19 protein-coding genes and 1 pseudogene are annotated in these 26,008 nt (G+C 63.6%); 14 read left to right on the top strand and 6 right to left on the bottom strand.

The genetic code is table 11. From position 1 onward, the window contains the following. Positions 1 to 46 precede the first annotated feature (46 nt). Positions 47 to 2,062 (bottom strand): hypothetical protein, encoded by a 2,016-nt coding sequence (locus tag AB7I51_RS09055; RefSeq protein ID WP_428403678.1) that lies wholly within the window; start codon positions 2,060 to 2,062, stop codon positions 47 to 49. Between the two features lie 233 nt (positions 2,063 to 2,295). Between AB7I51_RS09055 and rfbB the strand changes: the two genes are divergently transcribed. From rfbB to rfbA, 4 genes are read left to right on the top strand one after another with little or no spacing between them, the layout of a single operon-like run. Further along, positions 2,296 to 3,381, top strand: a complete 1,086-nt coding sequence (gene rfbB / locus AB7I51_RS09050; RefSeq protein WP_428403677.1) for a dTDP-glucose 4,6-dehydratase — start codon at positions 2,296 to 2,298, stop codon at positions 3,379 to 3,381. 21 nt (positions 3,382 to 3,402) lie between these two features. Further along, positions 3,403 to 3,954: a dTDP-4-dehydrorhamnose 3,5-epimerase gene (gene rfbC, locus AB7I51_RS09045; RefSeq protein ID WP_428403676.1), complete on the top strand. Its 552-nt coding sequence runs from the start codon at positions 3,403 to 3,405 to the stop codon at positions 3,952 to 3,954. Between the two features lie 9 nt (positions 3,955 to 3,963). Further along, complete coding sequence (gene rfbD, locus AB7I51_RS09040; protein ID WP_428403693.1) at positions 3,964 to 4,845, top strand: dTDP-4-dehydrorhamnose reductase; 882 nt, start codon at positions 3,964 to 3,966, stop codon at positions 4,843 to 4,845. 11 nt (positions 4,846 to 4,856) lie between these two features. Beyond that, positions 4,857 to 5,831, top strand: a complete 975-nt coding sequence (gene rfbA, locus AB7I51_RS09035; RefSeq protein WP_428403675.1) for a glucose-1-phosphate thymidylyltransferase RfbA — start codon at positions 4,857 to 4,859, stop codon at positions 5,829 to 5,831. 68 nt (positions 5,832 to 5,899) lie between these two features. On the opposite strand, the pseudogene AB7I51_RS09030 reads toward rfbA, so the two are convergent. The 4 genes and pseudogenes from AB7I51_RS09030 to AB7I51_RS09015 form a co-directional block, all read right to left on the bottom strand. Then, positions 5,900 to 7,039 (bottom strand): annotated as a pseudogene (locus AB7I51_RS09030) (rhamnan synthesis F family protein); the annotation flags it as partial. 69 nt (positions 7,040 to 7,108) lie between these two features. After that, positions 7,109 to 8,128, bottom strand: a complete 1,020-nt coding sequence (locus tag AB7I51_RS09025) for a rhamnan synthesis F family protein (protein ID WP_428403674.1) — start codon at positions 8,126 to 8,128, stop codon at positions 7,109 to 7,111. Positions 8,129 to 8,248: 120 nt separating this feature from the next. After that, positions 8,249 to 8,617, bottom strand: a complete 369-nt coding sequence (locus AB7I51_RS09020) for a hypothetical protein (protein ID WP_428406185.1) — start codon at positions 8,615 to 8,617, stop codon at positions 8,249 to 8,251. A gap of 172 nt (positions 8,618 to 8,789) precedes the next feature. Then, a complete protein-coding gene (locus AB7I51_RS09015) occupies positions 8,790 to 10,742 on the bottom strand; it encodes a glycosyltransferase family 2 protein (protein WP_428403672.1) in 1,953 nt (650 codons plus the stop codon). Positions 10,743 to 11,145: 403 nt separating this feature from the next. On the opposite strand from AB7I51_RS09015, the gene rimP reads away from it, so the two are divergent. From rimP to murI, 7 genes are all read left to right on the top strand, one after another. Then, on the top strand, positions 11,146 to 11,904 hold the full coding sequence (gene rimP / locus AB7I51_RS09010; RefSeq protein ID WP_428403671.1) for a ribosome maturation factor RimP: 759 nt from the start codon (positions 11,146 to 11,148) through the stop codon (positions 11,902 to 11,904). Between the two features lie 2 nt (positions 11,905 to 11,906). Continuing rightward, on the top strand, positions 11,907 to 13,517 hold the full coding sequence (gene nusA, locus AB7I51_RS09005) for a transcription termination factor NusA (RefSeq protein ID WP_428403670.1): 1,611 nt from the start codon (positions 11,907 to 11,909) through the stop codon (positions 13,515 to 13,517). A gap of 8 nt (positions 13,518 to 13,525) precedes the next feature. Next, positions 13,526 to 14,185 (top strand): RNA-binding protein, encoded by a 660-nt coding sequence (locus tag AB7I51_RS09000; protein WP_428403669.1) that lies wholly within the window; start codon positions 13,526 to 13,528, stop codon positions 14,183 to 14,185. A gap of 30 nt (positions 14,186 to 14,215) precedes the next feature. After that, positions 14,216 to 16,822 carry a translation initiation factor IF-2 gene (gene infB / locus AB7I51_RS08995; protein ID WP_428403668.1) on the top strand — a complete coding sequence of 869 codons (2,607 nt, stop codon included), beginning with the start codon at positions 14,216 to 14,218 and terminating at the stop codon, positions 16,820 to 16,822. Positions 16,823 to 16,964: 142 nt separating this feature from the next. Beyond that, positions 16,965 to 17,393: a 30S ribosome-binding factor RbfA gene (gene rbfA, locus AB7I51_RS08990; RefSeq protein ID WP_428403667.1), complete on the top strand. Its 429-nt coding sequence runs from the start codon at positions 16,965 to 16,967 to the stop codon at positions 17,391 to 17,393. Beyond that, on the top strand, positions 17,390 to 18,292 hold the full coding sequence (truB, locus tag AB7I51_RS08985; RefSeq protein WP_428403666.1) for a tRNA pseudouridine(55) synthase TruB: 903 nt from the start codon (positions 17,390 to 17,392) through the stop codon (positions 18,290 to 18,292). The genes rbfA and truB overlap by 4 nt, the downstream gene beginning before the upstream one ends. Positions 18,293 to 18,490: 198 nt before the next feature. Continuing rightward, a complete protein-coding gene (gene murI, locus AB7I51_RS08980) occupies positions 18,491 to 19,330 on the top strand; it encodes a glutamate racemase (RefSeq protein WP_428403665.1) in 840 nt (279 codons plus the stop codon). 37 nt (positions 19,331 to 19,367) lie between these two features. On the opposite strand, the gene AB7I51_RS08975 is transcribed toward murI, so the two are convergent. Continuing rightward, a complete protein-coding gene (locus AB7I51_RS08975; RefSeq protein ID WP_428403664.1) occupies positions 19,368 to 20,510 on the bottom strand; it encodes a hypothetical protein in 1,143 nt (380 codons plus the stop codon). Between the two features lie 217 nt (positions 20,511 to 20,727). Here AB7I51_RS08975 and AB7I51_RS08970 point away from each other — a divergent pair, with 217 nt between their 5' ends. From AB7I51_RS08970 to AB7I51_RS08960, 3 genes are all read left to right on the top strand, one after another. Next, on the top strand, positions 20,728 to 21,873 hold the full coding sequence (locus AB7I51_RS08970; protein ID WP_428403663.1) for a hypothetical protein: 1,146 nt from the start codon (positions 20,728 to 20,730) through the stop codon (positions 21,871 to 21,873). 134 nt (positions 21,874 to 22,007) lie between these two features. After that, positions 22,008 to 24,617 (top strand): hypothetical protein, encoded by a 2,610-nt coding sequence (locus tag AB7I51_RS08965; protein ID WP_428403662.1) that lies wholly within the window; start codon positions 22,008 to 22,010, stop codon positions 24,615 to 24,617. A gap of 64 nt (positions 24,618 to 24,681) precedes the next feature. Continuing rightward, positions 24,682 to 26,008, top strand: a 1,327-nt coding sequence (locus AB7I51_RS08960; RefSeq protein WP_428406184.1) for a GMC family oxidoreductase, incomplete at its 3' end; no start/stop codon positions are given.

The raw sequence follows: 26,008 nt of genomic DNA, 5'->3' as shown, positions 1-26,008 counted from the left end.
ATTCGCGCATTCACGCGGTTCCCGCGCGCCGCGGGAGCTTCTGCGTTCAGCCGCCAAAGAATCCCCGCATCGCCGCGAACAGGCCCTTCCGGCTTTCCGCCGCTGGCGGCGCCTGCGCGGCGCTTTCGGCTTGGAGCCGTTCTGCGTCGAGTTCGACGCCGGCGCGCGCGACGAGCGCGGCGAGCATCGGCGCTTCATGTGCAGGCGCCCAGCCGCCGGCGCGCCGCAAATCGAGATAGGCGTCGAGCATAGCGGCGGCGTCGGTCGCGCCCGCTTCCGCAAAATGCGCCCGCGCCCGTTCGACCGCTGCGGCGTCGGCGATGAGGCGCGCCGCGTTTGTCGCTTCGCGTCGGACGCCGTCGTCGATCGCGAGAGCGACCCGCGCCTCGCGCAGCGCGGTAGCGTCCGGCTCTTTCAACAGCGCGCGCAGGAGCCGCGCCTCCTGCGTGGCGTCAAGTCCCGCCGGGGCCATGCCGCGCGCGCCGCAGGCGTCAAGGTAGCGCGCGAGGAGGGAGGAGACGCTGCGCGCGCCGGCGGCTTCTGCGTAAGGGCGCGCGGACTGAGCGAAATCGCCGCCATGCGCAATCGCCGCGGCGAGCGCCGGGTCGGCGCTAAAAGCGCCATAGCCGCCAAACTGTTGCACCCGCGCGCGGGCCGGCCCGGTCGAATCGACGGCAAGCGCGGCGAAACTCGCCTGCGCCAGCGGTTCGAGCGTATCCCACAGGCCGGGCGGATCGAAACGGGCGGCGACTTCGGCGCGCGCCAGGGCGCCGTTCAGCGACGCGACAAGCTTGTCGCAACGGCTTCTCAGCCCGGCGGCGCGTTCGGCCACGGCGCGCGCGGCCGAGCCGGTTGCCGCGCGTGCGGCGTCGGCGGCGCGGCGCATCAGCTCGTCGATAAGTCCTTCGTCGTCAGTCGCGCGGCGCGGGGCAAGTCCGTCGCCCTCGACCCGAAACAGCCTTGCATAGGCGGGACCGCCCGGATCAACAGGCGCGACGCCCAGGTCTCCTGGCCCCGCAGCCGGGCAGACCAGGCCAACGTCGTCGCCGAGCGCCGCGCCGTAAAATTCAATCTCGACGGTCTCGCCCATGCCGGGCGCGCTTTTGTCGCGACCGCGGCGCAGGGCGACGCCATCCGCTTCCGCCGCCTCGGGGTCGATGAGCAGCGAAAGCAGATTGCTGACCACGATCGGCTCCGCCGTTTCCGCGGCGTCAGGAAATTCTTGAGCCTCTCCCGTCGCCTGGCGCAGGTCTTCGGCAGTGATCGGATCGATAGCGGGCTCTCCCGCCGCCCGCTGATCGAGAGTCCAGCCTTTCAGCCGCAGGCGCTGGTTCATCGCCAGCGCCACGCTGGACCGGCCGAGCAATGTGGCGCTTTCTTCGATCGAATCGGGAATGCGCAGGCGAATGACGACGCGCGGCGCGCCCGATTCGCGCAGCCAGTGCTCCATGATGGCGAAAGGCGCCTCGCGCGCGTCGCCAGCCGCTGAACTCTCGAATGGCGCCGCCTCGAGGACGAGTCTGCTTTGATAGGCCGGGAAAATGCGGCGCGCCGGCGCAAGGCGAATGACGACGCCGGCGTCGGCGCGTTCGACGACGCGGCGCTGGCCGATCGCCCAGACCAGTCTTGCGCCAGCCGCGGCGGTCTGCTCGCGCGAGAGCCTCTCGACGTCGCCGCGCGCCGGAAACGCCGCCAGCCGAAAGGCGACCGGGTCGGCGCCGCCGGCGTCCGGCAGCATCGTCATGAGCAGGCGCCAGTCCGCGCTTTGCGGAAGATCGCGCTCGGCGGCGAGCGCCAAGGTGAGTTCGGCGCCGTCGCCTGCGGTCAGCCGGACAAATCGGCAGTCGGGCGGCAGGTCAATGATGATGATGCGCGAGCGCCAGCGCGCGGCGTCGATAATGTCGACGAGGGTGGGCGCGCTGGCGAAGCGCTCGTCGCGCGCCGAAAAGACCGTGAGTTCCGGACGAACCGACGACGCGGTCGCGCGATCGGCGCCGTCGAACCATCCAATGGCCAGCCTGCGCCGCCCATCCCAGAAATAATCGAATTGCTCCCTCCACATCGACGGCCGCGCCTAAGGGTTGGCATGGCGCCGTCGCCATGCGAAGCTGAAGTCAACGTCAGCATATCCGCCCGGACAGCGGTCGCGCAATTCGCTGGGAAGCGGCGCGAGGCGCGTCAGATCCGTGTGCAATGTCACGACGTTGTTCCGCCACATAGTGCGCGTAAGGGCGAGACCGCCAACCGCCATCTTGGCAATGAGGCTCGCAGGTTTTCATGTCGTAGCAAGGGGTAATGCGGGGCTTTAATGAAATTATTGATCACCGGGGCGCGGGATTCATCGGCTCGGCGGTTGCGCGAGCGAGCGTCCTCAAGGGCGTTGATCAGATTCTCGTCCTCGACAAGCTCACCTATGCGGGTAACCTTGCTTCGCTACGGCCGGCCGCCGACAGTCCGAATTTTTCTTTCCTGCAGGCCGATATCTGCGACGCTGACGCGGTCGCAGGCGCTTTCGCCGATTTTCAGCCCGACGTCGTCATGCATCTCGCCGCCGAGAGCCATGTCGACCGCTCGATCGACGGGCCGGCCGCCTTCATCGAAACCAATGTCGTCGGCACCTTCGTCATGCTGCGGGCGGCGCTCGACCATTGGCGCCGCCTCGATCGCGACCGCGCCCGCGACTTCCGCTTCATGCATATTTCCACCGATGAAGTGTTCGGCGCGCTGGGCGCTGAAGGGCTCTTCCGCGAAGATACGCCCTATGCGCCCACCTCGCCCTATTCGGCGTCGAAGGCCGGCTCGGACCATCTTGTTCGCGCTTGGCGTCATACCTACGGCCTGCCGACGATCGTCACCAATTGCTCCAATAATTACGGCCCCTATCACTTTCCGGAAAAGCTCATTCCGCTCACCATCATCAATGCGATCGAGGAGAAGCCGCTGCCGGTCTATGGCCGCGGCGAGAATGTGCGCGACTGGCTCTATGTCGAGGATCACGCCTCGGCGCTGATGTGCGTGGCGCGCGACGGCCAGATCGGCGAGTCATACAACGTCGGCGGACGCAACGAATGGCGCAACATCGACGTGGTCGAAGCGATCTGCGATCTGATGGACGAATTCCGCCCGCGGCAGGCAGGGCCGCACCGCGACCTGATCGCCTTTGTCGCCGATCGGCCGGGACATGATTTGCGCTATGCGATCGACGCCTCGAAAATCGAGCGCGAACTCGGATGGCGGCCGGCCGAGCGGTTCGAAACCGGTCTTCGCAAGACGGTGCGCTGGTATTTGGACAATCCCGACTGGTGGCAGGCGATTCGCTCAGGCACATATCGCGGCGAACGCCTCGGCGTGATCGCGGAAAAAGCAGAGGCCGTCGCCTAAAAGCGCGATTGGGGAAACGGTTTGTTCGAAGATCTGGAGCTTTCGGGGCTGAAGCTGGTCACGCCCAAAAAATTCGGCGACGGGCGCGGTTTTTTTTGCGAAACGCATAATGAAAAGACCTGGGCGAACGCCGGATTGAATTACGACTTTGTACAGGACAATCATTCGCTGTCGCGCGACGTCGGCACCGTGCGCGGCTTGCATTTTCAAACGGCGCCCTTCGCGCAGGACAAGCTCGTTCGCGTGGTCAGCGGGGCCATACTCGACATCGCCGTCGATCTGCGGCGGTCGTCGCCGACATTCGGACGACACGTCGTCGTCGAGCTTTCGAAAGAGAATTGGCGGCAACTGTTCATTCCGATCGGTTTCGCGCATGGCTTCGTCACGCTCGAGCCCGACACGGAAGTCATCTACAAGGTGACGAATTTTTATTCGCCGCAGCATGATTGCGGCGTCGCTTGGGACGATCCGGACATCGGCGTCGACTGGCCAGTCGCCGCCGACCGGGTCGTGTTGTCGGACAAAGATCGCAAATGGCCGCGGCTGCGCGACCTGCCGGAGGTATTTGCTTAAGTGGGCAAGTTGAAGCGCATCGCGGTAACCGGACTGACCGGCCAGGTAGTCAGCTCGCTCATCGAACGGGCGCCGAACGGCGTCGAAATGCTCGCCCTCGGCCGTCCCCGTTTCGATCTTTCCTCGCGCGACATGGTTCTTGCTTCGCTACGCAGCGTGCGCTGCGACGCGATCGTCAACGCCGCCGCCTATACGCAAGTCGATAAGGCCGAAAGCGAGCCGGAGACGGCGATGCGCGTCAACGGCGCGGGCGCAGGTTTTGTCGCCGAAACCGCGTCCGAGTTGAATGTGCCGTTGCTGCATCTTTCAACCGACTATGTCTTCGACGGGCTGAGCGATCGTCCCTATCGCGAAGACGACGCGCCGTGTCCGAGCGGCGCTTATGGACGTTCGAAGCTCGAGGGTGAAAAGCAGATCGCGGCGCGTTGCGACAATTGCGTTATTTTGCGCACCGCTTGGGTCTACAGCCCATTCGGGACCAATTTCGTCAAGACGATGCTGCGTCTTGGGGAGACGCGCGATGAGATCGGCGTCGTCGCCGACCAGATCGGCAATCCGACAAGCGCGCTCGACATCGCCGACGCGCTGCTCGCGATCGCCGAACGACTTGTCGAAGACTCGGATTCCCGCCTGCGCGGCGTTTTCCATATGACCGGCCACGGCGAAGCAAGCTGGGCCGATATGGCGGAAGCGATCTTTTCAGCGGCGGAGGCGCGGGGCCGCACGCCCGTCCGCGTCAAGCGCATCGCCACCGCCGACTATCCGACGGCCGCGCGCCGGCCGGCAAATTCCCGGCTCGACAACGCCAAGCTGAAAGCCAACTACGGGATCGAGCTGCCGAATTGGCGCGACTCCCTCAACGCCTGCGTCGCCCGATTAATTCCACACTGAACAGGACTCCTATGCGCGGCATCATTCTGGCTGGAGGCAGCGGCACAAGGCTGCACCCGATGACGCTCGTCACGTCGAAGCAATTGCTCCCCGTCTACGACAAGCCGATGATCTATTATCCGCTCAGCACGCTGATGCTGGCCGGCGTGCGCGAAATCCTGATCATCACCACGCCGGAGGACCTGATGTCCTTCAAGCGGCTGCTCGGGAGTGGCGCGCAATGGGGGCTGTCTCTGTCTTACGCCGTGCAGCCTCGACCGGAGGGACTGGCGCAGGCCTATCTCATCGGCGCTGATTTCGTCGACGGCGCGCCTTCGGTGCTCATTCTCGGCGACAATATTTTTTATGGCCATGGCCTGCCCGAAGCGCTGAGCGAATCAGCGCGCAGCGCGGCCACGGTGTTCGCCTATCATGTGCGCGATCCGGAGCGATATGGCGTGGTCGAATTCGATTCAGACGGCCGTGCGATCTCGATCGAAGAAAAGCCGCCCCAGCCCCGATCGAATTGGGCGGTGACCGGTCTCTATTTTTACGACGGGCGCGCATCGCAATTCGCGGCGGAGTTGAAGCCTTCCCCGCGTGGCGAGTTGGAAATCACTGATCTCAACCGCGTCTATCTGGAGCTTGGCGAACTGCAGGTCGCTCGATTGGGCCGAGGATTTGCCTGGCTCGACACCGGCACGCCGGAGGCGCTGATCGAAGCGGGCGAATATGTGCGCGCGATCGAACAGCGTCAGGGCCAGCGTGTGGCTTGCCTTGAAGAGATCGCCTTTCGGGCGGGGTGGATCGACTCCGCGCAGGCGCGCGCCGCGGCGTCGAAACTCTCCAAGAGCGGCTACGGCGATTATATTTCGCAGGTGCTCTCAGAGATGGAGCGGGATCGCTCGCCCTTCGACAAGAGCGGCGAAGCCACGGCGCGGCGCAGCTCAGAGGCGACCGCTTCGGGATCGAACACACGGGTTGCGTCAGCTGACGGCGCTGCGTGACGTCGGGAGGCGACGATGGAGCCGACAAAAGGCTCCATGCGTCTGACGCTGTCTTCGATCGAATCGGCAAGCGATGTGGGATCAAGCCGGGCGGGCGCGACAATATTGTCGAAGCGGCGGCGCAGATCCTTTCCCATGAAAGTGTTGGAGATCGTCGTAAGACCCGCTTGCGCCATTTCGAGCGGCGGATAGCTCGGGTGGGAAGAGACCATCAGCGAAACGCCGACGAGCGCGCGATTGAGATAGTCGGCGTAGTCTTCGAGACGGGCTTTGCCGCCGACCCTCGCATTCTGCACCGGATAGATCAGCGAATCCGGAAAATCCTCGCCCAGAAAAACGATGCTCCAGCGGCTTGAGCGAATCGGATCCCGCTGTTGCCAAATGATCAGCGCCGCGCAAATCAGCTCAAAAGCGTTGCGCGCCACGGTGGGCCGACCGTAAACGAGCATGATCGGCTCTCGCGGAACGCTCGCGAGCCGCTCGCGAATGCGTTCGTTTAGCTCAAAGGGAACATAAAAAGTTTGGCTGAAGCGATATTTCTCGGTCATGACCGAGAAGAGCTCTTCGGAATTGACGATCGCGATCGTCTGATCGCCATATTGATAGGTCGCTTCCGCAAGACAGGATTTCGCGCCGCGGCCATAGAAGTGCGGCTCGTCGTCTTGAATGAGGTAGATGAACTGCCGCGCGCCGCCGAAATAACGCGCCCGCTCGCGCTCCATGGCGAGGGCGAATTCCGCGGTCCACCAGGCAGTGGCGAAAAAAATGTCGTTGGCGCGCAGGTTCAGCCTGCCGCCCTCCCGCTCATTGGCGTCGACCAGCGCCGCCATCTCGGCGTCGAGGCTCGCCGCATAAGGAACCGGCGTATAGCCGGGCAGCGCCGCATAGGCTTCGGGTTCGATATCCGCGTCGGTCACGACGATGCGCGCGTCGAAGGCGTCGCCAAGTTCGGTTAACAAACTCGAAAAGAGCTTCATCGCCGTCGCAATGCCGCCGAACGTCTGCTGTGGATTGACGGTCGGAGTCAGCAGTGTCAAGCGCGGCCGCTCGTTGCGCGAGGGATAGGAGAGAAGCGGCCGAGTCTCCGCGATCAATGTCGAGAAGGGATGGAAATTGGAGTCGACGCAGGCAAGCGCGGGCTGGAAGACCTTGAGCCGATGTTTCTCTATGTCTTCGCGGCTGCGCACCGGCAGCAATGTATGACCCATCGGATACAGGTCGCGCTGCGCGACTTTGAGCCATTCGAAACCGCGCGATTCAGCGATCATGAGCACAGATCACTCGATGGCGTGTGCGAGAGTGCCGTCGACTTGGCCGCTCTCTTGCGGAAAATCGTCAAAATCGATGTCGAGGTCGAGCAGCGGACGGAACGCGGCGGTTCTTCCCCAGAACATCGAGCCGGAGGGAAATTCAAGCGTGAGATTCTTATCGATCTCGACATTGATCCGCTTCAGAAGGTTTCGCGCCAGATCATAGTCGTAGCCCCAATTCAAAATGCCGCGCAGTTCGAAAAGATGCTGGGGAAAGACGACGCCGAGCCTTGGATCGTCGAAAAGCGACAGAATCGAGCGGGCGATGGCCTCGGACCCAAGCAGATTGTCGAGGAGATAGTCGCGCCAGCGCGCCAACGCCTCGCCGCCATGCGGCGAGCGTTTGGTGTGGAGGTGGATGAAGAGTTCGTAATCGGCGTAGACGTCGCGAAAGCCGAAAAATTTGGCGGCGACGTCGCGTCCGCGATTCGGACAGATGCGCGTCAGGACCTTGCCCTTGCGCCAGTCGGCGCAGATCTCGTTGACCGCCCGTTGCTTTTCCTCGGTGTCCGTCGAGACGCAAAGATCCAGCGCGCCGGGGACATTCTGCAGCTTTTCGAGAGCTAGCGGCAGCACCTCGGGATAGAAAGCGTGGACGATGGCGACGATCGAGCGCGCGCGCTCGGGGGAGGCGTCATAGGCGAAAGGCGTTTCGAGCGCGAAATCCATTTCATTGACCGGGCGGCGGGACGGAACGACCCCGTCCGGCTTGGTCAGCTGGTAAGTGTAGTAGTAGCTGATCGCCGCCTGCCGCAGCGGGTCGTTGATCGGATTGCGCCGCCGCCCCAGCGGCGGATCATATTGCGCGGCGATCTGGCGCAATACCGCGCCGCAAGCGGCGCGCACGCCCTGCTCGCGCAGGAAGCGGGGACCGTCCCGCAAGAGATCGCGCGGCGCAAGGAACACGCCGACCGGCGAGTCGATGAGTTTCGCCAATTCGCGCATCGCCGCCGAGCCGCGAGAAATAATCGATGCCGGAGCGCGCAAACTTCTTCTCCATGTAATCGCGGCCGCCGAGATCGGCGACGATCGCGCGGCTTTTCACGTAATTGAGGACGATGAACGCGTCTTGCGAGGAGACGTCGGCGCCGCCCGTAAGTTTACTGATCATCGACGTTGCGTCGGTGTCGCTTTTTTTTCATGTTGGGCGCGCACGGTGAGCCGCGTCTCGGCGACGTAGCGCTCGGACTGCCAGAAGCAGGCGTAAAGCCAGAATAGGAAAGTCGGAAGAATGACCGCGTAGATAAAGCTGCGTCCGACCAGTCCGCCGCTTGCGCCCGCCCCGGCGGTCGAAAGCGTCTCCGCCATGCCGCCGAGGCCTTGGCGAATCAGCGTCGGCAGCCGTCTCGTGGCGTCCTTGGTCGTCAGCGGCGCGAGAATCTCGATCGCCTTCGTCGACGAGAAACGCGCCACGTTTTGCGCAGTGGCGACGACTTCAGACAGTTTACGCGGTCTTCGAGCCCGATGCGTGCTCATCTACCCTCAAGTCGCTGACTTGGTTCATGCGCTCGACACGTTAACTGGGGCTGAATCGCTCAAGCGCGTCGACGGGTCTGCGTTCCCCGGCGGCTCCGACGCTCGGGCGGCGCAGGCAATTTTTCCGCGCGGCAAAGTAAGCGGGTCGAGGTTCTGGCGCAAGCGTCGAACGTCACGGTAATGCTTCGGTCGGCGCATAGAGAGACAGGCCCGGATGGAAATGCGGATCGTCGCGAACGACGACGCGCCAGCGATCGTAGAACGCGGTACGCTCCCGATGGTGGACGCGCTGTAGACGAATCGAGCCCCCTTTGCGGCTTGCCGACTGATGATGGATCAATATGGTCTGCGTGTTGCAGATCGAGCGCCAGCCTCGCGCGGTCAGGCGCAGGCACAGATCCACGTCATTCAGCTCGACAGGAAGGTCGACTTCGTCGAAGCCGCCGACATCTTCGAATTTGCGGCGCTCGATCATCGTGCAGGCGCCGGTCACCGCCGAAACCTCATGCGGAGCGACATTGCGGTCCATCCAGCCGCGATCGCTTTCGGTCAGGCCAGCGCCAAAATGGCCGGCGACGCCGCCCATGCCCAGCAACACGCCGACGTGCTGTACGCGGCCGTGGGGATAAAGGAGCTTGGCGCCGACGGCGCCGACGTCGGGCGCGGTCGCGAAATAGAGAAGCCGCTCGATCCAGTCCGGCGTCACGATTTCCGTGTCGTTATTGAGGAAGATGAGGAAATCGCCACGCGCCGTCCGCGCCCCGGCGTTGCTGAGCGCGGAAAAATTGAAGGGTCCCTTCATGTGCAGGACCTTGAGCCGGGCGTCTTTCGCCTGCAGCGCCTGAAGCAACGCCTGCGTGCGCGGCTCGACGCTGTCATTGTCGACGACGACGACCTCAAATCTAGGGTAAAGACTCCTGCGCAGCAGGCTGTCGAGACAAGGCGCAAGCAGATCGACGCGGTCGCGCGTCGGGACGACGACGGCGACCGCCGGCGCTTCGCCGCGAAATATTGCGTCGATCGTCGTTCGCCGCGTCTTCGATGCGCGCGCAAGTTGAAACAATGGCCGGCGAAGCGCGCCAACCTGGTCATTTGGCGCGGCCGATAGCAGCCCATCGATCAGTTCGTCGGCATCGGCGTCCCGCCAGTCGGGGCATTCCGCCAGAAGGTTGGCGCGAAAACAGGCGGCGCGGCCGACGTAATTTTCGAAGCGATGAAGCGTAGCGCTCCAGCCGGGTTTACAAAGCGGGCGCAAGGCGTCGCCTTCGCCGACCGTCTCATCGGCAAAGACAATGACGTGTCGCGGATGTCGGACGAAATGCTCGACAAGGCAGCCGCAGGCGTAAGGCTCCAGCCGATCTCCGGCGACAAGCGGCAAAACGAGATCATGCGCGTCGATCCGGGCGTCGCCAGCCTTGGTGAAAAAAGCGCAATTTGGATAGGTCTGCGCCGCGAGGCTCGCGCGCGTCGTTTCTATCTCCCGCGGCGCCGCGCCGCGCTCATCGACGAGCGCGACGACTCTCGGCCCGTTCGTCCAGTCGGTCCGAGGCCGATCGAAGGCGGGATCGCTCTCGCGAGTCCGCGCGGCGCGCCAAGAAGGGTAGGCGGACATCGGCGCCGCGCCAAACGCCCAGCGCCAGTTGAGCTCCGATTCTTCGCTCAATCCGACCATGCCGGCGGAAAGCGCAAAGAATAGGCGTTTGGGCGCCGCCGCCGCCTTGCGCAGCGCATCGAAACGGCTCAACGGCCGCACGCTCAATATGCGGAAGTCAAAGGGACCGGCGCGATTTGTCGGGCTGATCCAGATGTCGGTCGTGTCGCGCGGAACGCGTCCAATCCACACGCCCACGCCTTCACACGGCCCGGGCAGAAGATTCTCTTTGAATTGCTCGCCGAGCCAGAACCGCAGGATTGGCCGCACCGGCTCGTCGTAAAAGCTTGCCGCATAGCTAAGTTCGACAACGCCGCGAGACATGTCCTTCAAGGCGCTAAAGCGCAGCCATGGCTCCTGCGACAGCGCAAAAAACCCCTGTTCGTCGCGCCGAACGTTGCGCGCGGCCTCCAACGTCAAAGGGTCGCTGGCGGCCTCCGACGGCGGCAAATTCAACGGCTCGGCCAGACGCATGTGCGCGAGCGAAATCGAATAGGGTCGACGGCGGTGAGCGTCGGGGACAAGCGCGCTTTGATAATGATCTCCAAAATGTCGCAGTGCGCCTCGAACGAATGCGATCGATGAGCCGCGTCAGATTCGGCGGAAACTATGGGCGCATCGCGGCGAGGTCAACATGCGCTCCTGCGCCAAAATCTCGCAAAAGCTGATCAAAAATCTGAGGGTTGCGCCATACGCGGCCTTTGTCCGGCGTGTGCGCCGCCGGAACGGTTTTTCTTGATTTTCCGCGCTTCTCCTGCCATATATGCCCAACTTCATCTCATAACGATCATTCTCGGGTGATCGAAATTTGAGAGTGGGGCCCTCCGGGGACCCGCTCTTTTTGTTTTGATCGGCCGAGGAGCTCCAAGGACCAAGCTTGACGCAAGACGCCGCCGCCATCATCGCGACCCTCGACGAACCGCGTCTCGTCGCCGAGACCGGCGTCGCCGCGCGCGTGGCGCATCTCGCCGAGCCGGTGCTGGCGCAACTGGGCTATCGCGTCGTGCGCGTGCGGCTCATGCAGCAGAACGGGCAAACTCTGCAGATCATGGCGGAGCGTCCGGACGGCGCGATGACCATCGACGATTGCGAGGCGGCGAGCCAGGCGCTGTCGCCGGAGCTCGACGTCGCTGATCTCATCGCCAATGAATATCGCCTGGAGATTTCTTCGCCCGGCGTCGACCGTCCGCTGGTCCGCCGCTCCGATTTTCTCCGCGCCGTGGGGCACGAGGCGAAGATCGAACTGACGTATCCGCTCGCCAGCGGGCGAAAGCGCTTTCGCGGCGTCATTCGCGGGATCGAGGGCGAAGGCCATGACGCGCTGCTCGCGCTGGAGCGCACCGACGCCCAGTCGGACGAGGAAAAGGCAGTTTCGCTGCCGCTCGCCGATCTCGATGAAGGCCGGCTCGTGCTGACCGAGGCGCTCATCCGCGAGTCGCTTCGCGCCGGCAAGCTTCAGCAGGCTGAAGAAAAGCAGGAAGAAACGGACGCCGAGCAGCGTCCGCGCCGCGGACCGGGACGCTTTCGCGGGCCCGCGCCGCATAAGCCAAAACCGCTGGTTCCCGCCGGCGTTCAAACTCAGTTCAAGAAGGCCGGCGGCAAATCCAAGCCGCCCGCCCGCTCCAAGGGAGAGTGACGATGGCCGTCAGCGCCAACCGACTTGAGATTTTGCAGATCGCCGACGCCGTCGCGCGCGAAAAATCGATCGACCGATCGATCGTCATCGCGTCGATGGAGGACGCGCTGCAGAAGGCGGCGCGCTCGCGCTACGGCCAGGAGACCGAAGTGCGCGCCGAGATCAACGCCAAGACCGGCGAGGTGCGATTCTCGCGGCTGCTGCTCGTCGTCGAAGAAGTCGATAACGACGCGACGCAGATTTCGCTCGCCGACGCGCGCAAACGGAATCCGGCGGCGCAGGCCGGCGACTGGATTTCGGAAACTCTGCCGCCCTTCGACTTCGGCCGCATCGCGGCGCAGTCCGCCAAGCAGATCATCGTGCAGAAGGTGCGCGAGGCCGAGCGCGACCGCCAATATGAAGAATACAAGGATCGCATCGGCGAAATCGTCAACGGCGTGGTGAAGCGCGTCGAATATGGCAATGTCATCATCGATCTTGGCCGCGGCGAAGCAATCATCCGCCGCGACGAAATGATCCCGCGCGAAATGTTTCGCCCGGGCGATCGCGCACGCGCCTATGTCTACGACGTGCGCCGCGAGCAGCGGGGTCCGCAGATTTTCCTGTCGCGCACTCATCCACAGTTCATGGCGAAACTGTTCAAGCAGGAAGTGCCGGAAATCTATGACGGCGTCATCGAGGTGAAGTCGGTGGCCCGCGATCCCGGCTCGCGCGCCAAAATCGCGGTGGTGTCGCGCGATTCGTCGATCGACCCGGTCGGCGCCTGCGTCGGCATGCGCGGCTCCCGCGTTCAGGCCGTCGTCGGCGAGCTGCAGGGCGAGCGCATCGACATCATTCCCTGGTCGGCGGACGCCGCGACCTTCATCGTCAATGCGCTGCAGCCGGCGGAAGTGGTCAAGGTCGTCCTCGACGAAGACAGTTCGCGCATCGAAGTGGTGGTGCCGGACGATCAGCTGTCGCTCGCGATCGGCCGCCGCGGCCAGAATGTGCGCCTCGCCTCTCAGCTCACCGGCTGGGACATCGACATTCTGACCGAGGCCGAAGAGTCGGAGCGCCGGCAGAAGGAATTCATCGAACGCACGAAAGTGTTCATGGGCGCGATCGACGTCGACGAGGTCGTCGGCCGTCTGCTGGCGTCAGAAGGCTTCCGCTCGGTCGAGGAGCTCGCTTATGTCGAGCTTTCCGAACTCGCGTCGATCGAAGGCTTCGACGAGGAAACCGCGGCCGAAATTCAAAACCGCGCCAAGAATTATCTCGAGCGCATCGAGGCCGAGAATGAAGCGCGCCGAAAGGAACTCGGCGTCGCCGACGAATTGCGCGAGATCGAAGGGCTGACGACCGCGATGATGGTTCGGCTCGGCGAAAACGACGTGAAGACGATCGAGGATTTCGCCGGCTGCGTGCCGGACGACCTTGTTGGCTGGAGCGAGAAGAAGGACGGCGAAACGGTCAAGCACGAGGGCTTTTTCGAGGGCATCGACCTGTCGCGCGAAGAGGCCGAAGCGATGATCATGACGGCGCGCGTGCGCGTCGGCTGGATCGAGGAGCCCGTCGCAGCGGCCGAACTCGAACCTGAAGCTCAAGCTGAGTCGGAAGGCGAACAACGGATTTGATCGAAGCAATGACGCGCGAGCCGCATGTTTCGGAGAGGACCTGCATCGTGACGCGCCGGCGCGGCGCGCCCGAGGCGATGATCCGCTTCGTTCGCGGACCTGACGGCGCGCTCGCGCCGGACATTGCGGCGCGCCTGCCTGGCCGCGGCGTCTGGGTGACGGGGCGCGCCGACCTCGTCGCGCAGGCCGCGCGCAAGCATTTATTCGCGCGCTCTTTGAAAACGCGCGTCGACGCTGAACCGCAGCTTGCCGAAGATGTCGACCGGCTGCTTGAAGCCGATAGTCTGCGAATGCTGTCGCTCGCCAACAAGGCCGGCGCCGTCATGGCGGGCTTCGGCAAGGTCGCCGACGCGCTCGCGCAAGGCGCCGTCGGCGCCCTGGTCGAAGCGCGCGACGGCGGCGAGGACGGCAGGCGAAAGTTAGCCCAAGCGGCGCGGCGCGCAGAATCCACAGCGCCTGTGATCGGCTTATTTTCCTCGCTGCAATTGGATTTGGCGTTGGGCCGCACAAATGTGATACATGCTGCCCTCGCCAAGGGCGGGGCGAGCGCGGCTTTTGTCGCGCGATGCCATCGACTTGCAGCCTATCGGGGCGTATGCATCGACGGCGCGGCGGCGTCGGGCGAAGACATCGAAGCGTTGCCGAACGGTTGCGCGACAGAAGGTTAACGGGTCGAGCGACCCAGGATTGGGATTTGGATGAGCGAAGGCGAGAACAGCGGCGACAAAACTCTGACCGTCGCGCCGACGAAGACGTTGCATTTGAAGCAGCGACCGGTCGAGCACGGCATGGTGCGCCAGAGCTTCTCCCACGGCCGTTCGAAAGTGGTCGTGGTCGAGAAGGTGAAGCGCCGCGCCCCGGGGCACGCCGAAACGGCGAAACCCGCGGCCGCGCCTGCGCCAGCCGCCGCTCCGGCCACGCCGTCAAAGGCTGAGCCGAAATCCGAGGCTCAGCGTCCGGCGCCGGCGTCGCGTTCTGGCCCCGGCGTCGTGTTGCGCGCATTGACCGACGAGGAGCGCGAGGCGCGCGCCCGGGCGCTCGTCGACGCCAAGTCGCGCGAAGAGGAAGATCGCCGCCGCGCCGAAATCGAGGCGAAGGCCCGTGCGGAACGCGACGAACGCGAGCGCGCCGAACGCGCCGCCGCCGACTCGCGCAAGCGCGAGGAAGAAGACCGTCTCGCGCGGGAGGCGGAATCAAAGCGTAAATCCGAGGAAGAGGCGCGTCGCCGACTGCCGCCGGAAGCCGCTGGTCTGACGCCGCCGCGCGCCGCGCCCGCCCCTGCGGCGCCGCGTCCGGCTGTTGCGCGCCCCGCCGGAGAGGCCGAGCAGCCGCGCCGCCCGCCCGTACGCCAGATCGGCGGCTTCGCGCCGCCGACGCCGCCTCGCCCGGCGCCGTCTCGCGGCGGCGAGATGAAGAATCGCGGCAGGCTCACCGTCACCACCGCGACGAGCGAGGAGGGCGAAGAGCGCACGCGCTCGGTCGCCTCCTTCAAGCGCCGGCAACAGCGCCTGTTCCGCGGTCAGGCGGAGCAGAAGGAAAAGATCGCGCGCGAAGTGACGCTGCCCGAGACGATCACCATTCAGGAACTGGCGAACCGCATGTCGGAGCGCGGGGTCGACGTCATCCGTCTGCTGATGAAGCAGGGCGAGATGCGCAAGATCACCGACGTCATCGACGCCGACACCGCGCAGCTCGTCGCTGAGGAGATGGGCCACACCGTCAAGCGCGTCGCCGAATCCGACGTCGAGGAAGGCCTGTTCGACGCGCCCGACGTCGAAACTGAACTCGAGTCGCGGCCGCCGGTCGTCACCATCATGGGACATGTCGACCACGGCAAAACGTCGCTGCTCGACGCCATCCGCCACGCCAATGTCGTTGCCGGCGAGGCGGGCGGCATCACCCAGCACATCGGCGCTTATCAGGTCACGTCGCCGAGCGGGCTGCCGATCACCTTCATCGATACGCCTGGCCACGCCGCCTTTACCGCGATGCGCGCGCGCGGCGCCAGGGTGACGGATATTGTCGTCCTTGTCGTCGCCGCTGACGACGGCGTCATGCCGCAGACGATCGAGGCGATCAATCACGCCCGCGCCGCTCATGTGCCGCTGATTGTCGCGATCAACAAGATCGACAAGCCGGACGCGAAGCCTGAGCGGGTGCGCACCGAATTGCTGCAGCACGAAGTGCAGGTCGAATCGATGGGCGGCGAGACGCTTGAGGTCGAAGTCTCGGCGAAGCAGAACACCAATCTCGATCGGTTGCTCGAAGCGATCGCGCTGCAGGCCGAGGTGCTTGATCTCAAGGCCAACCCCGGCCGCGCCGCGGAAGGCACGGTTATCGAGGCGCGTCTCGACAAGGGACGCGGACCGGTCGCGACCGTGCTGGTTCAGCGCGGCACGCTGCGCGTTGGCGATATCGCCGTCGCCGGCGCCCAATGGGGTCGCGTGCGCGCACTGCTCGACGACCAGGGCGTTTCGCGTCAGGAGGCGGGACCGAGCTTCCCCGTCGAAATTCTCGGCTTCAACGGCACGCCGGAGGCGGGCGACCGCGTCGCGGTCGTCGAATCCGAGGCCCGCGCGCGGGAGATCACCGAATATCGCGAGCGCCAGAGACGCGACAAGCTCGCAGCGCGCGGCGGTTCGGCGCGCGGTTCGCTCTCCGATATGATGAGCCAGCTCAAGACGGCCGGCCGTAAGGAATTCCCGCTCGTCATCAAGGGCGACGTGCAGGGCTCGGTCGAGGCCATCGCCGCGGCGCTCGAAAAGCTTGGCACCGACGAGGTCGGCGCGCGCGTCGTCCATGCCGGCGTCGGCGGCATTTCGGAATCCGATATTTCGCTCGCCGAAGCCTCCAACGCCGCAGTCATCGGCTTCAACGTGCGCGCGCACAAAGAGGCGCGCGACGCGGCCGAACGCTCGGGCATCGAAATCCGCTATTACAACATCATCTATAATCTCGTGGATGACGTGAAGGCGGCGATGTCGGGCCTCTTGGCCCCGACGCTGCGCGAGACCATGCTCGGCAACGCGACGATCCTTGAAGTCTTCGATATTTCGAAGGTCGGTAAGGTCGCCGGCTGCCGCGTCACCGACGGCAATGTCGAGCGCGGCGCCAATGTCCGGCTCATCCGCGACAATGTCGTCGTTCACGAAGGCAAGCTCTCGACGCTCAAGCGCTTCAAGGACGAGGTCAAGGAAGTGGCCGCCGGACAGGAATGCGGCATGGCCTTCGAGAATTACCAGGACATGCGCGCCGGCGACGTCATCGAGTGCTACCGCGTCGAGGAAATCAAGCGAACGCTATAGCGCCTTCGTCGCGACCATCGCCTGTCATTGCGAGGAGAGAAGCGACGAAGCCAGTCCAAACGGCCATCTCATGGCATTGGATTGCTTCGCTTTGCTCGCAATGACGACTTGTATTGGATGTGCAAGTAACCGAACGACCGTCATGTCCCGATCCCACCATTCCGCCGGCTCGGCGCCGTCGCAGCGCATGTTGCGCGTTGGCGAACTCGTGCGCCACGCGCTGGCGCAGATGCTGTCGCGCGGCGACATCAACGATCCTGTGCTGGAAAAGAATGTCGTCACGGTCTCGCGCGTGAAGATGAGCCCCGACCTCAAGCTCGCGACGATTTACGTCATGCCGCTCGGCGGCCAGGACGAACCGCAGGTGCTCGCCGCACTGGATCGCCACAAGCGATTCCTGCGCGGCGAGATCGCGCATGAGGTGAATTTGAAATTCGCGCCAGAGATCAGGTTTCGTATCGACGACACATTCGACAATGTGTCGCGCATCGACGCGCTGCTCGACTCCGAACATGTGAAGCGCGATCTCGCCGGCGGCGACGACGCCGAAGAGGATCGCGTCAAGGAATGAGCAAGAAGAGATCGAATCGCGCCGTCGTCGACGGCTGGGTGGCGCTCGACAAGCCGGTCGGACTCACCTCGACCCAGGCGGTGTCACGCCTCAAGCGCATTTACAATGCGCAAAAGGCCGGCCATGCCGGCACGCTCGATCCGCTCGCCTCTGGGATGCTTCCGGTCGCCTTCGGCGAAGCGACTAAGACCGTGCCTTTCGTTCAGGACGGCGAGAAAGCCTACCGTTTCACGGTGCGTTGGGGCGTCGAGACCGACACTGACGATTCCGACGGACGCATGACGCGTGAAAGCGCGGCGCGACCGGCGCGAGCCGCCATCGAGGCCTTGCTGCCGCAGTTTACCGGCGAGATTTTGCAGACCCCGCCGCAGTTCTCGGCGATCAAGATCGCCGGCGAGCGCGCCTATGACATTGCCCGCGAGGGCGAGCAGGTCGAATTGAAGCCGCGTGCGGTCAGGATCGACTCGCTGACGTTGATCGAGTCGTCAGCCGACGATGCGACCTTCGTCATGGAGTGCGGCAAGGGCGCCTATGTGCGCGCGCTGGCGCGCGATCTTGGCCGCGTGCTGGGCTGCTTGGGCCATGTCACCGCCCTGAGACGCACGCGCGTCGGCCCTTTCATTGAGGACGACGCCTATACGCTCGACGAGATCGAAAATCAGAACATGGCCGCAGAGGCGTTGCTCTCGGTCGAGGCCGGATTGGCCGAACTGCCTTGCGTCGTGGTCGATCGCGACACGGCGGCGCGGCTGCGGCGCGGCGGCTCGGTGATTCTGCGCGGCCGCGACGCGCCGCATGAGGGCGTCGTCTACGCCGCCTGCGGCGGCGTGCCGGTCGCCTTCGGCGAAATCGTCCAGGGCGCGCTGGCGCCGGCGCGGGTTTTCAACCTGCCGTTCTAGGATTCCATTAGCCTTTGGTCGCGCGCGAAGCGCGTTCGACGGCGGTCAAGCGCTCCGCGAGGCGGGCTTTTCGATAGGAGGCTTGCGCCATTCGTATGGCGCTTGTCTCGGTGGTTGAAGCGATTGGCCAGCGTACCGCCAAATTGCAGTAATCTGATTCGGCAAGCTTGTCCTATGGGTTCCAAAGATTCGCGCCGCATGACCCGACCGCCGAAACTCCTCATTTTCGACTCCGGTCTCGGAGGCCTCACGGTCTTTTCCGAGATCGTCAAGCTTCGCCCGCACGCTGACTATCTCTATTGCGCGGATGACGCCGGCTTTCCCTATGGGTCCTGGAAGGAGCCGGCGCTCGTCGAGCGGGTGATGAAGCTCACGGAGGAGCTGATCGCCGTTCATGCGCCTGACATGGTCGTCATCGCCTGCAACACCGCGTCGACGATCGTTCTGCCCTATCTGCGTGTGCATTGGCCCAACTTGCCCTTTGTCGGCACGGTGCCGGCAATCAAGCCTGCGGCCGAGCGTACGCGGTCGAAGCTGATCTCCGTGCTCGGCACGCCGGGCACGGTGGCGCGCGACTATACGCAGAACCTCATCGCGCAATTCGCGGCGCATTGCTCCGTCACTCTCATCGGCTCGAAGCGCCTGGCGAGCCTCGCCGAAAGCTACATGCATGGGGAGAGCGTGAGCGACGCCGATATCGCCGACGAAATTGCGCCTTGCTTTAAAGAAGAGGGCGGCGAGCGAACCGACGTCGTCGCGCTCGCCTGCACGCATTACCCGCTGCTCGTTGAGGAGTTCAAACGGCTTGCGCCCTGGCCGGTGGAATGGCTCGATCCCGCGCCGGCGATCGCGCGCCGCGCCGATCAATTGCTCGGCGAAGCGTTTGGCGCCGATGCGGCGGGAGACAGGCCGGCGTTCCGCCGCGCGCTCTTCACGAGCGGCGCGCGCCCGTCGGGACCGCTCGCCGCGACGCTTACGCGCTACGGCCTTGCATGTGATGTCGCGTCGCCGCCGGCGTCGGAACGCGCATCATCATAGCGGGCGGCGCGCGAAAACGGGCGCCGACGCGCTTCGCTCACGGATCGCTCTGCCGCGTCGCAGCACGCGACGCTTGAACGGCGAGGCGGGTCAGTCGCTCGTTGCTCATGCCCGCGCGCGTCAGAAAGGCGCGCGCCTTGTCAGCGGCTTCGGCTTCGCCTGCCACGACGGCGGCTTCATACAAAATCCGCGCGTCCGCAGGCGCGCGCTGCACGCGCCAGTTCTGCTCGGCAAGTCCCAGGGCCTTGCTCGGATTGCGCCGCAGATAAAGCGTGAAACGCGCCTCGTCGCCAAGATGGAAGGCTTCGCCGCGCCGGCGGGAGGCGGCGAAGCGCTCCTCGATTTGCGATACATGCTCGGCGAGACTTTCCGAGCCAAGCCGCTGCTCGGCGAGCGCGAGGCGCAGCAGCGCGGCGTCGATGCGGGCCTGGCCGGCGAGCAGCGTCGCCGCATCCGCGAAACGCTCTTCGTCAAGCAGGAAGTCCGCGTAGGCGGCGAGGAGATAAGCGGTCGGCTTCGCGGTCTCGAGCGCCGTCTTGAACGAATGTTCGGCGCGTTGCGCCTCGCCCCGCCGCGCAGCGATTTCGGCGAGAATGGTCAACGCCCATCTCCGTCGCTCGGGCGTCGCCTCAGGACGCGCGTCGAGCGTTTGCTCGAGCGCCTCCGCCGCTTCGTGCGACCCTCCCATGAGACTCGCCGCATCGCACGCGCAGGCGATGGCCAGCAGCGGTTCGCTTGATGCGGCAAGCGGCGCACAACTTGCGCGCGCCTCATCCAAATGGCCGAGGATTTTGCTGATCGCCGCGCGCATAAGCCATGCTTGAAGATTGGCTGGGTCGGATTTTATCACGGAGTCGACGTCGGCGAGCGCGCCGTCAAAATCATGCCGATTCTGCGCGATCATCGCGCGCAGCAGAAGCGCCTTCGCTGGAGGCTTGGCCATGCTCCAAAAGGGCGCGAGCACGCCGGCCGCATAACCGAAATAGCGTGGATCGGAGTGTTCGCTGCCGAGCGTCACGAATTTCTGCGCGAGTTCGATGGAGGCCGCGAGATCGCCCGATCGCGCGCGCAGATCGCGCAGTTGCGCGCCCATTGGCGCGGCGGCGCGAGGCAATCGTTCTAAAAATTGATTGTCGTCGCTGGGAACGAAAGGCGCGCCGAACGCGTTGATGCAGGCCATAGCCGCGACGCACATCGCTGACATAGAAATTGAGAGTCGCATCAACGCTCGCCGATTTCGCGCTCGCAACAGGACATCGAATTCGAGACGCGGATTTTTTGAGCCTTGTAAAAAATATGGACCGATCGTATCGTACACGCAAGCGACGGTTACTGTTCGAAATCTTCCCGCGGAGCATCATTTCATGACAGGGAAGCGCGATTTGAGTGAGGGTTTGATGGCTCGCACGATCATGACCAAGCAGTTATTCGCCGCGCTCGTCCTCATCTCTGCGTTGCTGACTCCCGGCGCGGGGCGCGCCTCGGACCACGCCGATCCCATGTGGCTCGTGGAGGACGAGCAGGAAGCCAACATCACTGGCCTGTTCTTCTTCCCCGAAGGCGATCGCTGGGTCGCAATTCTCGACGTGCGCCGCTCGCTGATCGGTCCGCCGCCCTATAATCTCGAGCCCTTCGAATATAACATCCATCTGGATTTTCATACGAAGCTGCGCTTCGACAATGCCGAAGACGTGGCGCGCTACGGAGGCACGATCGTCGCGCCAGAGGGCATAGCGCCGGACGCCACCATTCGGATCCGTCTCAACAATGACATGACGGTGAAAGAGAAATCCTTCAAGGGTCTGGGCGACTCGCAGGACATCCAGGTCTATTCCGGCGTTCGCGACGATCCATTCATCTTTCCAAAATTCTTCAACGTGAACGTCATCGCCATGGCGTTCAGCATTCCGAAATCCGCCTTTCCCGCAGATGCCGAAAGCTGGCTCGTATGGGCCACAAGCAAGCGCGTGAGCAATGGCGAGCAGATCGACCATGTCGGACGCTCGAACCGCACGCAGCTCGGCCGCTTTGAAATTTTAAATCCCATTCCGCCGTCGCAGCATGTGGCGGAGATTCGCGAAAAGGGCGAGACGCGCGCGAAGGTTCAGCAGTTTCTCGCGCAATGGCTGCCGCCGCTCGCCAATTTGAATCAGCTCAGCGGCTTCTTCATGCGCCATTATGATTCTGTTCCTGACGTGATGGTGTTCACCACGACGCGCCCCGCCGGATTTCCGAACGGCCGCCGTCTCCAAGATGATGTGGCGCTGCTCACTTGCGCGCAGGGCGATTGTCCCTTGCAGGAAAACGCCTTCATCGACACGACCCAATGGCCGCGCTCAACGGTCAACGACAAGCCGCTGTCGAGCGAGTTTCCTTATCTGGCGGAGCCCTGGCCCTTTAAGCCTCAGCCAGCGGGCGCGACCGGGCCTTACGTCTATCGGTTTTTCGCGCGGCCGATCGTGCAGATCGGGATCGCCGCGCTCGTCTTGCTTCTCATCGTTCGTGGCGTGATTCGCTGGTTCAGACGACGGTCCGCCTTTTAGGCGCGACGCGGTTTTTGCGGCGCCGCGCCTCGCATGGCGCGACTTTTCTTTCGGCCGTGTCGCCGATCGCCGCGGAGATTTCGGCATAGCGGTTAGGCCACGAATTTTAGGCATTCGACATTGGGGAGGGAACGATGCTCGATAGAATCCTGCGGAGCTTGGCGGTCGCAGCGGCGCTGGCCGGCGCCGGCGGATCAATGGACGCGGCGAAGGCCGGCCCGAATTGCGGCTCGGGCGCTGGGAACGTCAAGGACGAAGCTATGTGCGTCGGACGCACAGCGGAGTCTTTGCCGGGCTCGGATGTCGATTATTACGCCGACATGGATAATGGCGCGACCAAACGTCCGGAAGACCTGGCCAAGGCCTTGCAGCCTTATCTTCCTGGCGTCACGCCCGAGGCGGCGCTCAAGGCGGCGGTGATCGGCCGCAATAATTGGGTGGTGTGGACCGCCGGCAACGACCGGCTGTGGGATGTCTTGAACAAGAAGTCCTTCGGCGGACTCGACTTCCTGAAGACCTTGTCGAGCCATCCAACGCTCACGAAATTCAGTCGTGACAATCGTTGGAGTTATTTGGGGCTCGTCAATGAGCCCTGCTTCAAGAAAGCGACCGGCCCCCGCGCCGATCGCTTCGGTCTCTGGCTGGACACCCGCGATCCGAGTTGCCCGCCCGATCCTTTCGAGGACGAAGCGAAATATCCGGGCGTCAAGATCGGGGCCCGGGGACGCAGCGCGAATTTCCCGGCGGGTTCCTATTACGGTTATGCGACCGGCATCGTGGGGCTGAGATTATTCCCCAACCCGGATTTCGATGAAGAAGCCGAACGGAAATGGGATCCGGTGCGATTTTACGCCGATCCCGACTATTACAACAATAAGGATCTGGTGCGCCCCTATCGCGTTGGCATGTCCTGCGGCTTTTGCCATGTCGGCCCCAATCCGACCAATCCGCCGACGGATCCGGAAAATCCAAAATGGGAGAATCTGAATTCCAATCCGGGCGCGCAATATTTCTGGTGGGACCGCATCTTCACCTATGCGGCTGATCCGAAGGATTTCTCCTGGCAATTGTTCCACGTCTCGCGGCCAGGGGCGCTCGACACGTCGCTGGTTTCTACCGACTACATCATCAATCCGCGAACGATGAACGCGATCTACCAGCTCGGGCCGCGCGTGGGACTCGCTTTAAAATTCGGCCAGGAAAAGCTCGCTGGCGGCGAGAAGCAGAATAAGCAGTTCAACGAATATGTTCCCGCCAATTCGCCGCTCACGCAGTTCTTCAAGGCGCCCGATACGGTGTTCACGCCGCGCGTTTTGAAGGACGGCGCGGATTCGGTCGGCGCGCTGGGCTCATTCAACCGGGTCTTTGTCAACATTGGCCTGTTCAGCGAGGAGTGGCTTGAGCATTTCAACGCCGTGGTCGGCGGCAAGCCGATCACCGCCATTCCGATCGCTACGGGACGCGCCCATTCCTCCTATTGGCAGGCGAATGAAGCGCAGACTCCAAACACCGCGCTGTTCTTCGTCGCAACCGCCAAGCCCGACTATTTGAAGAATGCGCCGGGGGGCGACAAATATGTCGCCGCCGATACAGCCGTCCTCGAACGCGGCAAGGAAGTGTTCGGCGAGCGCTGCCTGCGCTGCCATTCGAGCAAGCTGCCGGAGAAGACGTTCAGCTACTTCCCGAATGATGGCTGCGTCGGCAAGGACTATCTCACTTGCTGGAACAATTATTGGTCCTTCACCAAGACTGACGCGTTCAAGCAGGAGGCGAAGAAGATCGCCAAGGCGAGCGACTTCCTTACCGACAACTTCCTGTCGACCGAACTGCGCGTGCCGGTGAGTCTGCTGGAAACCAACGCCTGCAGTCCGCTCGCCACCAATGCGATCCGCGACAACATCTGGAACGATTTTTCCTCGACCTCGTATAAGGAGCTGCCGTCGGTCGGAAAGATCACCGTCCACGATCCCTATACAGGCGCGCCGCGCTCCTACGATATGCCGGCGGGCGGCCGCGGCTATACGCGGCCGGCTTCGCTGGTCAGCCTGTGGTCGACGGCGCCCTTCCTGCTCAACAACAGCGTCGGCAGATTCTACGAGAGCCCGTCGGTGGAAAGTCGGTTGAAGTCCTTCGACGATTCGATCGAACAGATGCTGTGGCCGGAGAAACGCGTCGGCTCATACGGGCAATATGGCGAGCAATACGGCCGGCAGGACATTGAATATGTCACGGCCTCGGGCAAGAAGCTGCACGGCGTCGTCGACGTGACGACGGAGCAGAGCTATCTGCGCGTGCCGAAAGGCTATCTTCCTGACCTGCTGCAGCCGGGATTCGACGCCGGCGAAAACGTGAAATGGCTGGTCGAAGCGTTGCGTCTCGGCAATTTCTTCGACAAGGACGGCGTCGCCATCGGCCCAATCCCGAAAGGCACGCCGGTGGCGCTGATCGGCAATATTGATCTCGATAAACGTGAGAATCCGATCGAGGATTTGTTGCACAAGAAGAAGGTCGTGGCGCTACTGCTCAAGCTCAAGCATGCATTGAAGGCGTTGCCGCCGAACGCGAGCGACGAGGAGGCGCGCAAGGCGTTCGCCAACTCTTACAATGATCTGCTCGGGCTCAACAAATGCCCCGACTTCATTGTCAATCGCGGACATTATTTCGGCACCGACTATTTCGCCGAGGAGCCGGGGCTGAGCGACGCCGACAAAAAGGCTCTGATCGCATTCTTGAAAACCATGTGACGCGCCGGAGGCCCGGGCTGCTAAGGCGCGTCCGGGCCAACCGGCGAAGGAGGGGGGAACGACCATGAGCCTCAGCGACAAGGCGAGCTTCGAATATGTGGTGGTCGGCTCGGGCGCGGGCGGCGGCACGGTGGCGGCGCGCCTTGCCGAGGCCGGCTGCAAGGTGCTGGTGCTCGAGGCCGGCGGCGATCCGATAACGCTTCAAGGCGGCGACGCGGCCTATCCCGACGACGAACGTCTTCCAGACGATTATCGGGTTCCGGTGTTTCACGCCTGCTCGACCGAGAATCAGGCGATGCAATGGGATTTCTTCGTCCGACATTATGGAGACCAGGAACTCCAAAAAAAGGACGACAAATATCGAGAGTTTGATCATAGCGGCAAGCGTGTCGACGGCGTGCTCTATCCGCGCGCCGGCTGTCTCGGCGGCTGCACCGCGCATAATGCGATGATCATGGTCTATCCGCACAATGCGGACTGGGATCATATCGCCGAACTCACCGGCGACGCCTCCTGGCGCGCCGACAATATGCGCACTTATTTCGAAAAGCTCGAGAACTGCAATCATCGCTTCTTCTTCCGCCTGCTCGGCCTGCTCGGGATCAATCCCACGCGCCATGGCTGGAAGGGTTGGCTGCATACGGAGAAGAACGTCCCGAAGGCCGCGCTCGGCGATTTCGACCTCGTCGAAGCTTTGAAGATATCGATCCTGGAGGCGATTGGCCAGTCGCCCTCGCTCCTGCAACGGGGCTTGTGGTGGCTGCTCGGCAAAGGCGATCCCAATGATTGGCGGCTCGTCCGCGAGAACGCCTTCGGCCTGCATTATCCGCCGCTCAACACGCGTAAGCACGAGCGCATGGGCACGCGCGAGCGGCTGATCGAAACGCAGAGGAAATATTCCGAAAATCTCACCATCGAACTCGACGCGCTGGCGACGCGCGTATTGTTCGACGACGACAATCGCGCGATCGGAGTAGAATATCGCAAGGGCGCGAAACTCTATCAGGCGCATTATGATCCGAGCGGAGTGCCGGGCGAGACGCGCACCGTCCTTGCGACGCGCGAGGTGATCCTCGCCGGCGGCGCCTTCAACACGCCGCAACTGCTGATGCTCTCCGGCGTCGGCGCCAAGGAAGAGCTGGCGCCGCTCGGCATTTCGACGCGCATCGATCTTCCGGGCGTCGGCAAGAATCTGCAGGACCGCTATGAAGTCGGCGTCGTCAATCGCGTCAAGGACGATTGGGGAATCTTGAAAGGCGCGCAATATAAGAACACCGACACCCAAAACGCCGACTGGCTGCGAACCAAGGATAAATATACCGGCTCGGTCTATGGCACGAATGGCGCGGTGCTCGCCGTCATCAAGCGCTCGCCGAATGAGCGGACGCTGC

Source organism: Methylocystis sp. (assembly GCF_050246715.1).
GTDB lineage: Bacteria > Pseudomonadota > Alphaproteobacteria > Rhizobiales > Beijerinckiaceae > Methylocystis.
Note: the sequence above shows the minus strand (reverse complement) of the source record. Positions and strands in the feature narration are given on the sequence as shown.

Coding starts and splice junctions, on each gene's coding strand:
- AB7I51_RS09055 (WP_428403678.1), bottom strand. CDS start 2,062: ATGTGGAGGGAGCAATTCGATTATTTCTGGGATGGGCGGCGCAGGCTG.
- rfbB (WP_428403677.1), top strand. CDS start 2,296: ATGCGGGGCTTTAATGAAATTATTGATCACCGGGGCGCGGGATTCATC.
- rfbA (WP_428403675.1), top strand. CDS start 4,857: ATGCGCGGCATCATTCTGGCTGGAGGCAGCGGCACAAGGCTGCACCCG.
- AB7I51_RS09020 (WP_428406185.1), bottom strand. CDS start 8,617: ATGAGCACGCATCGGGCTCGAAGACCGCGTAAACTGTCTGAAGTCGTC.
- AB7I51_RS09015 (WP_428403672.1), bottom strand. CDS start 10,742: ATGCGTCTGGCCGAGCCGTTGAATTTGCCGCCGTCGGAGGCCGCCAGC.
- nusA (WP_428403670.1), top strand. CDS start 11,907: ATGGCCGTCAGCGCCAACCGACTTGAGATTTTGCAGATCGCCGACGCC.
- AB7I51_RS09000 (WP_428403669.1), top strand. CDS start 13,526: ATGACGCGCGAGCCGCATGTTTCGGAGAGGACCTGCATCGTGACGCGC.
- infB (WP_428403668.1), top strand. CDS start 14,216: ATGAGCGAAGGCGAGAACAGCGGCGACAAAACTCTGACCGTCGCGCCG.
- rbfA (WP_428403667.1), top strand. CDS start 16,965: ATGTCCCGATCCCACCATTCCGCCGGCTCGGCGCCGTCGCAGCGCATG.
- truB (WP_428403666.1), top strand. CDS start 17,390: ATGAGCAAGAAGAGATCGAATCGCGCCGTCGTCGACGGCTGGGTGGCG.
- murI (WP_428403665.1), top strand. CDS start 18,491: ATGACCCGACCGCCGAAACTCCTCATTTTCGACTCCGGTCTCGGAGGC.
- AB7I51_RS08975 (WP_428403664.1), bottom strand. CDS start 20,510: ATGGCCTGCATCAACGCGTTCGGCGCGCCTTTCGTTCCCAGCGACGAC.
- AB7I51_RS08970 (WP_428403663.1), top strand. CDS start 20,728: ATGGCTCGCACGATCATGACCAAGCAGTTATTCGCCGCGCTCGTCCTC.
- AB7I51_RS08965 (WP_428403662.1), top strand. CDS start 22,008: ATGCTCGATAGAATCCTGCGGAGCTTGGCGGTCGCAGCGGCGCTGGCC.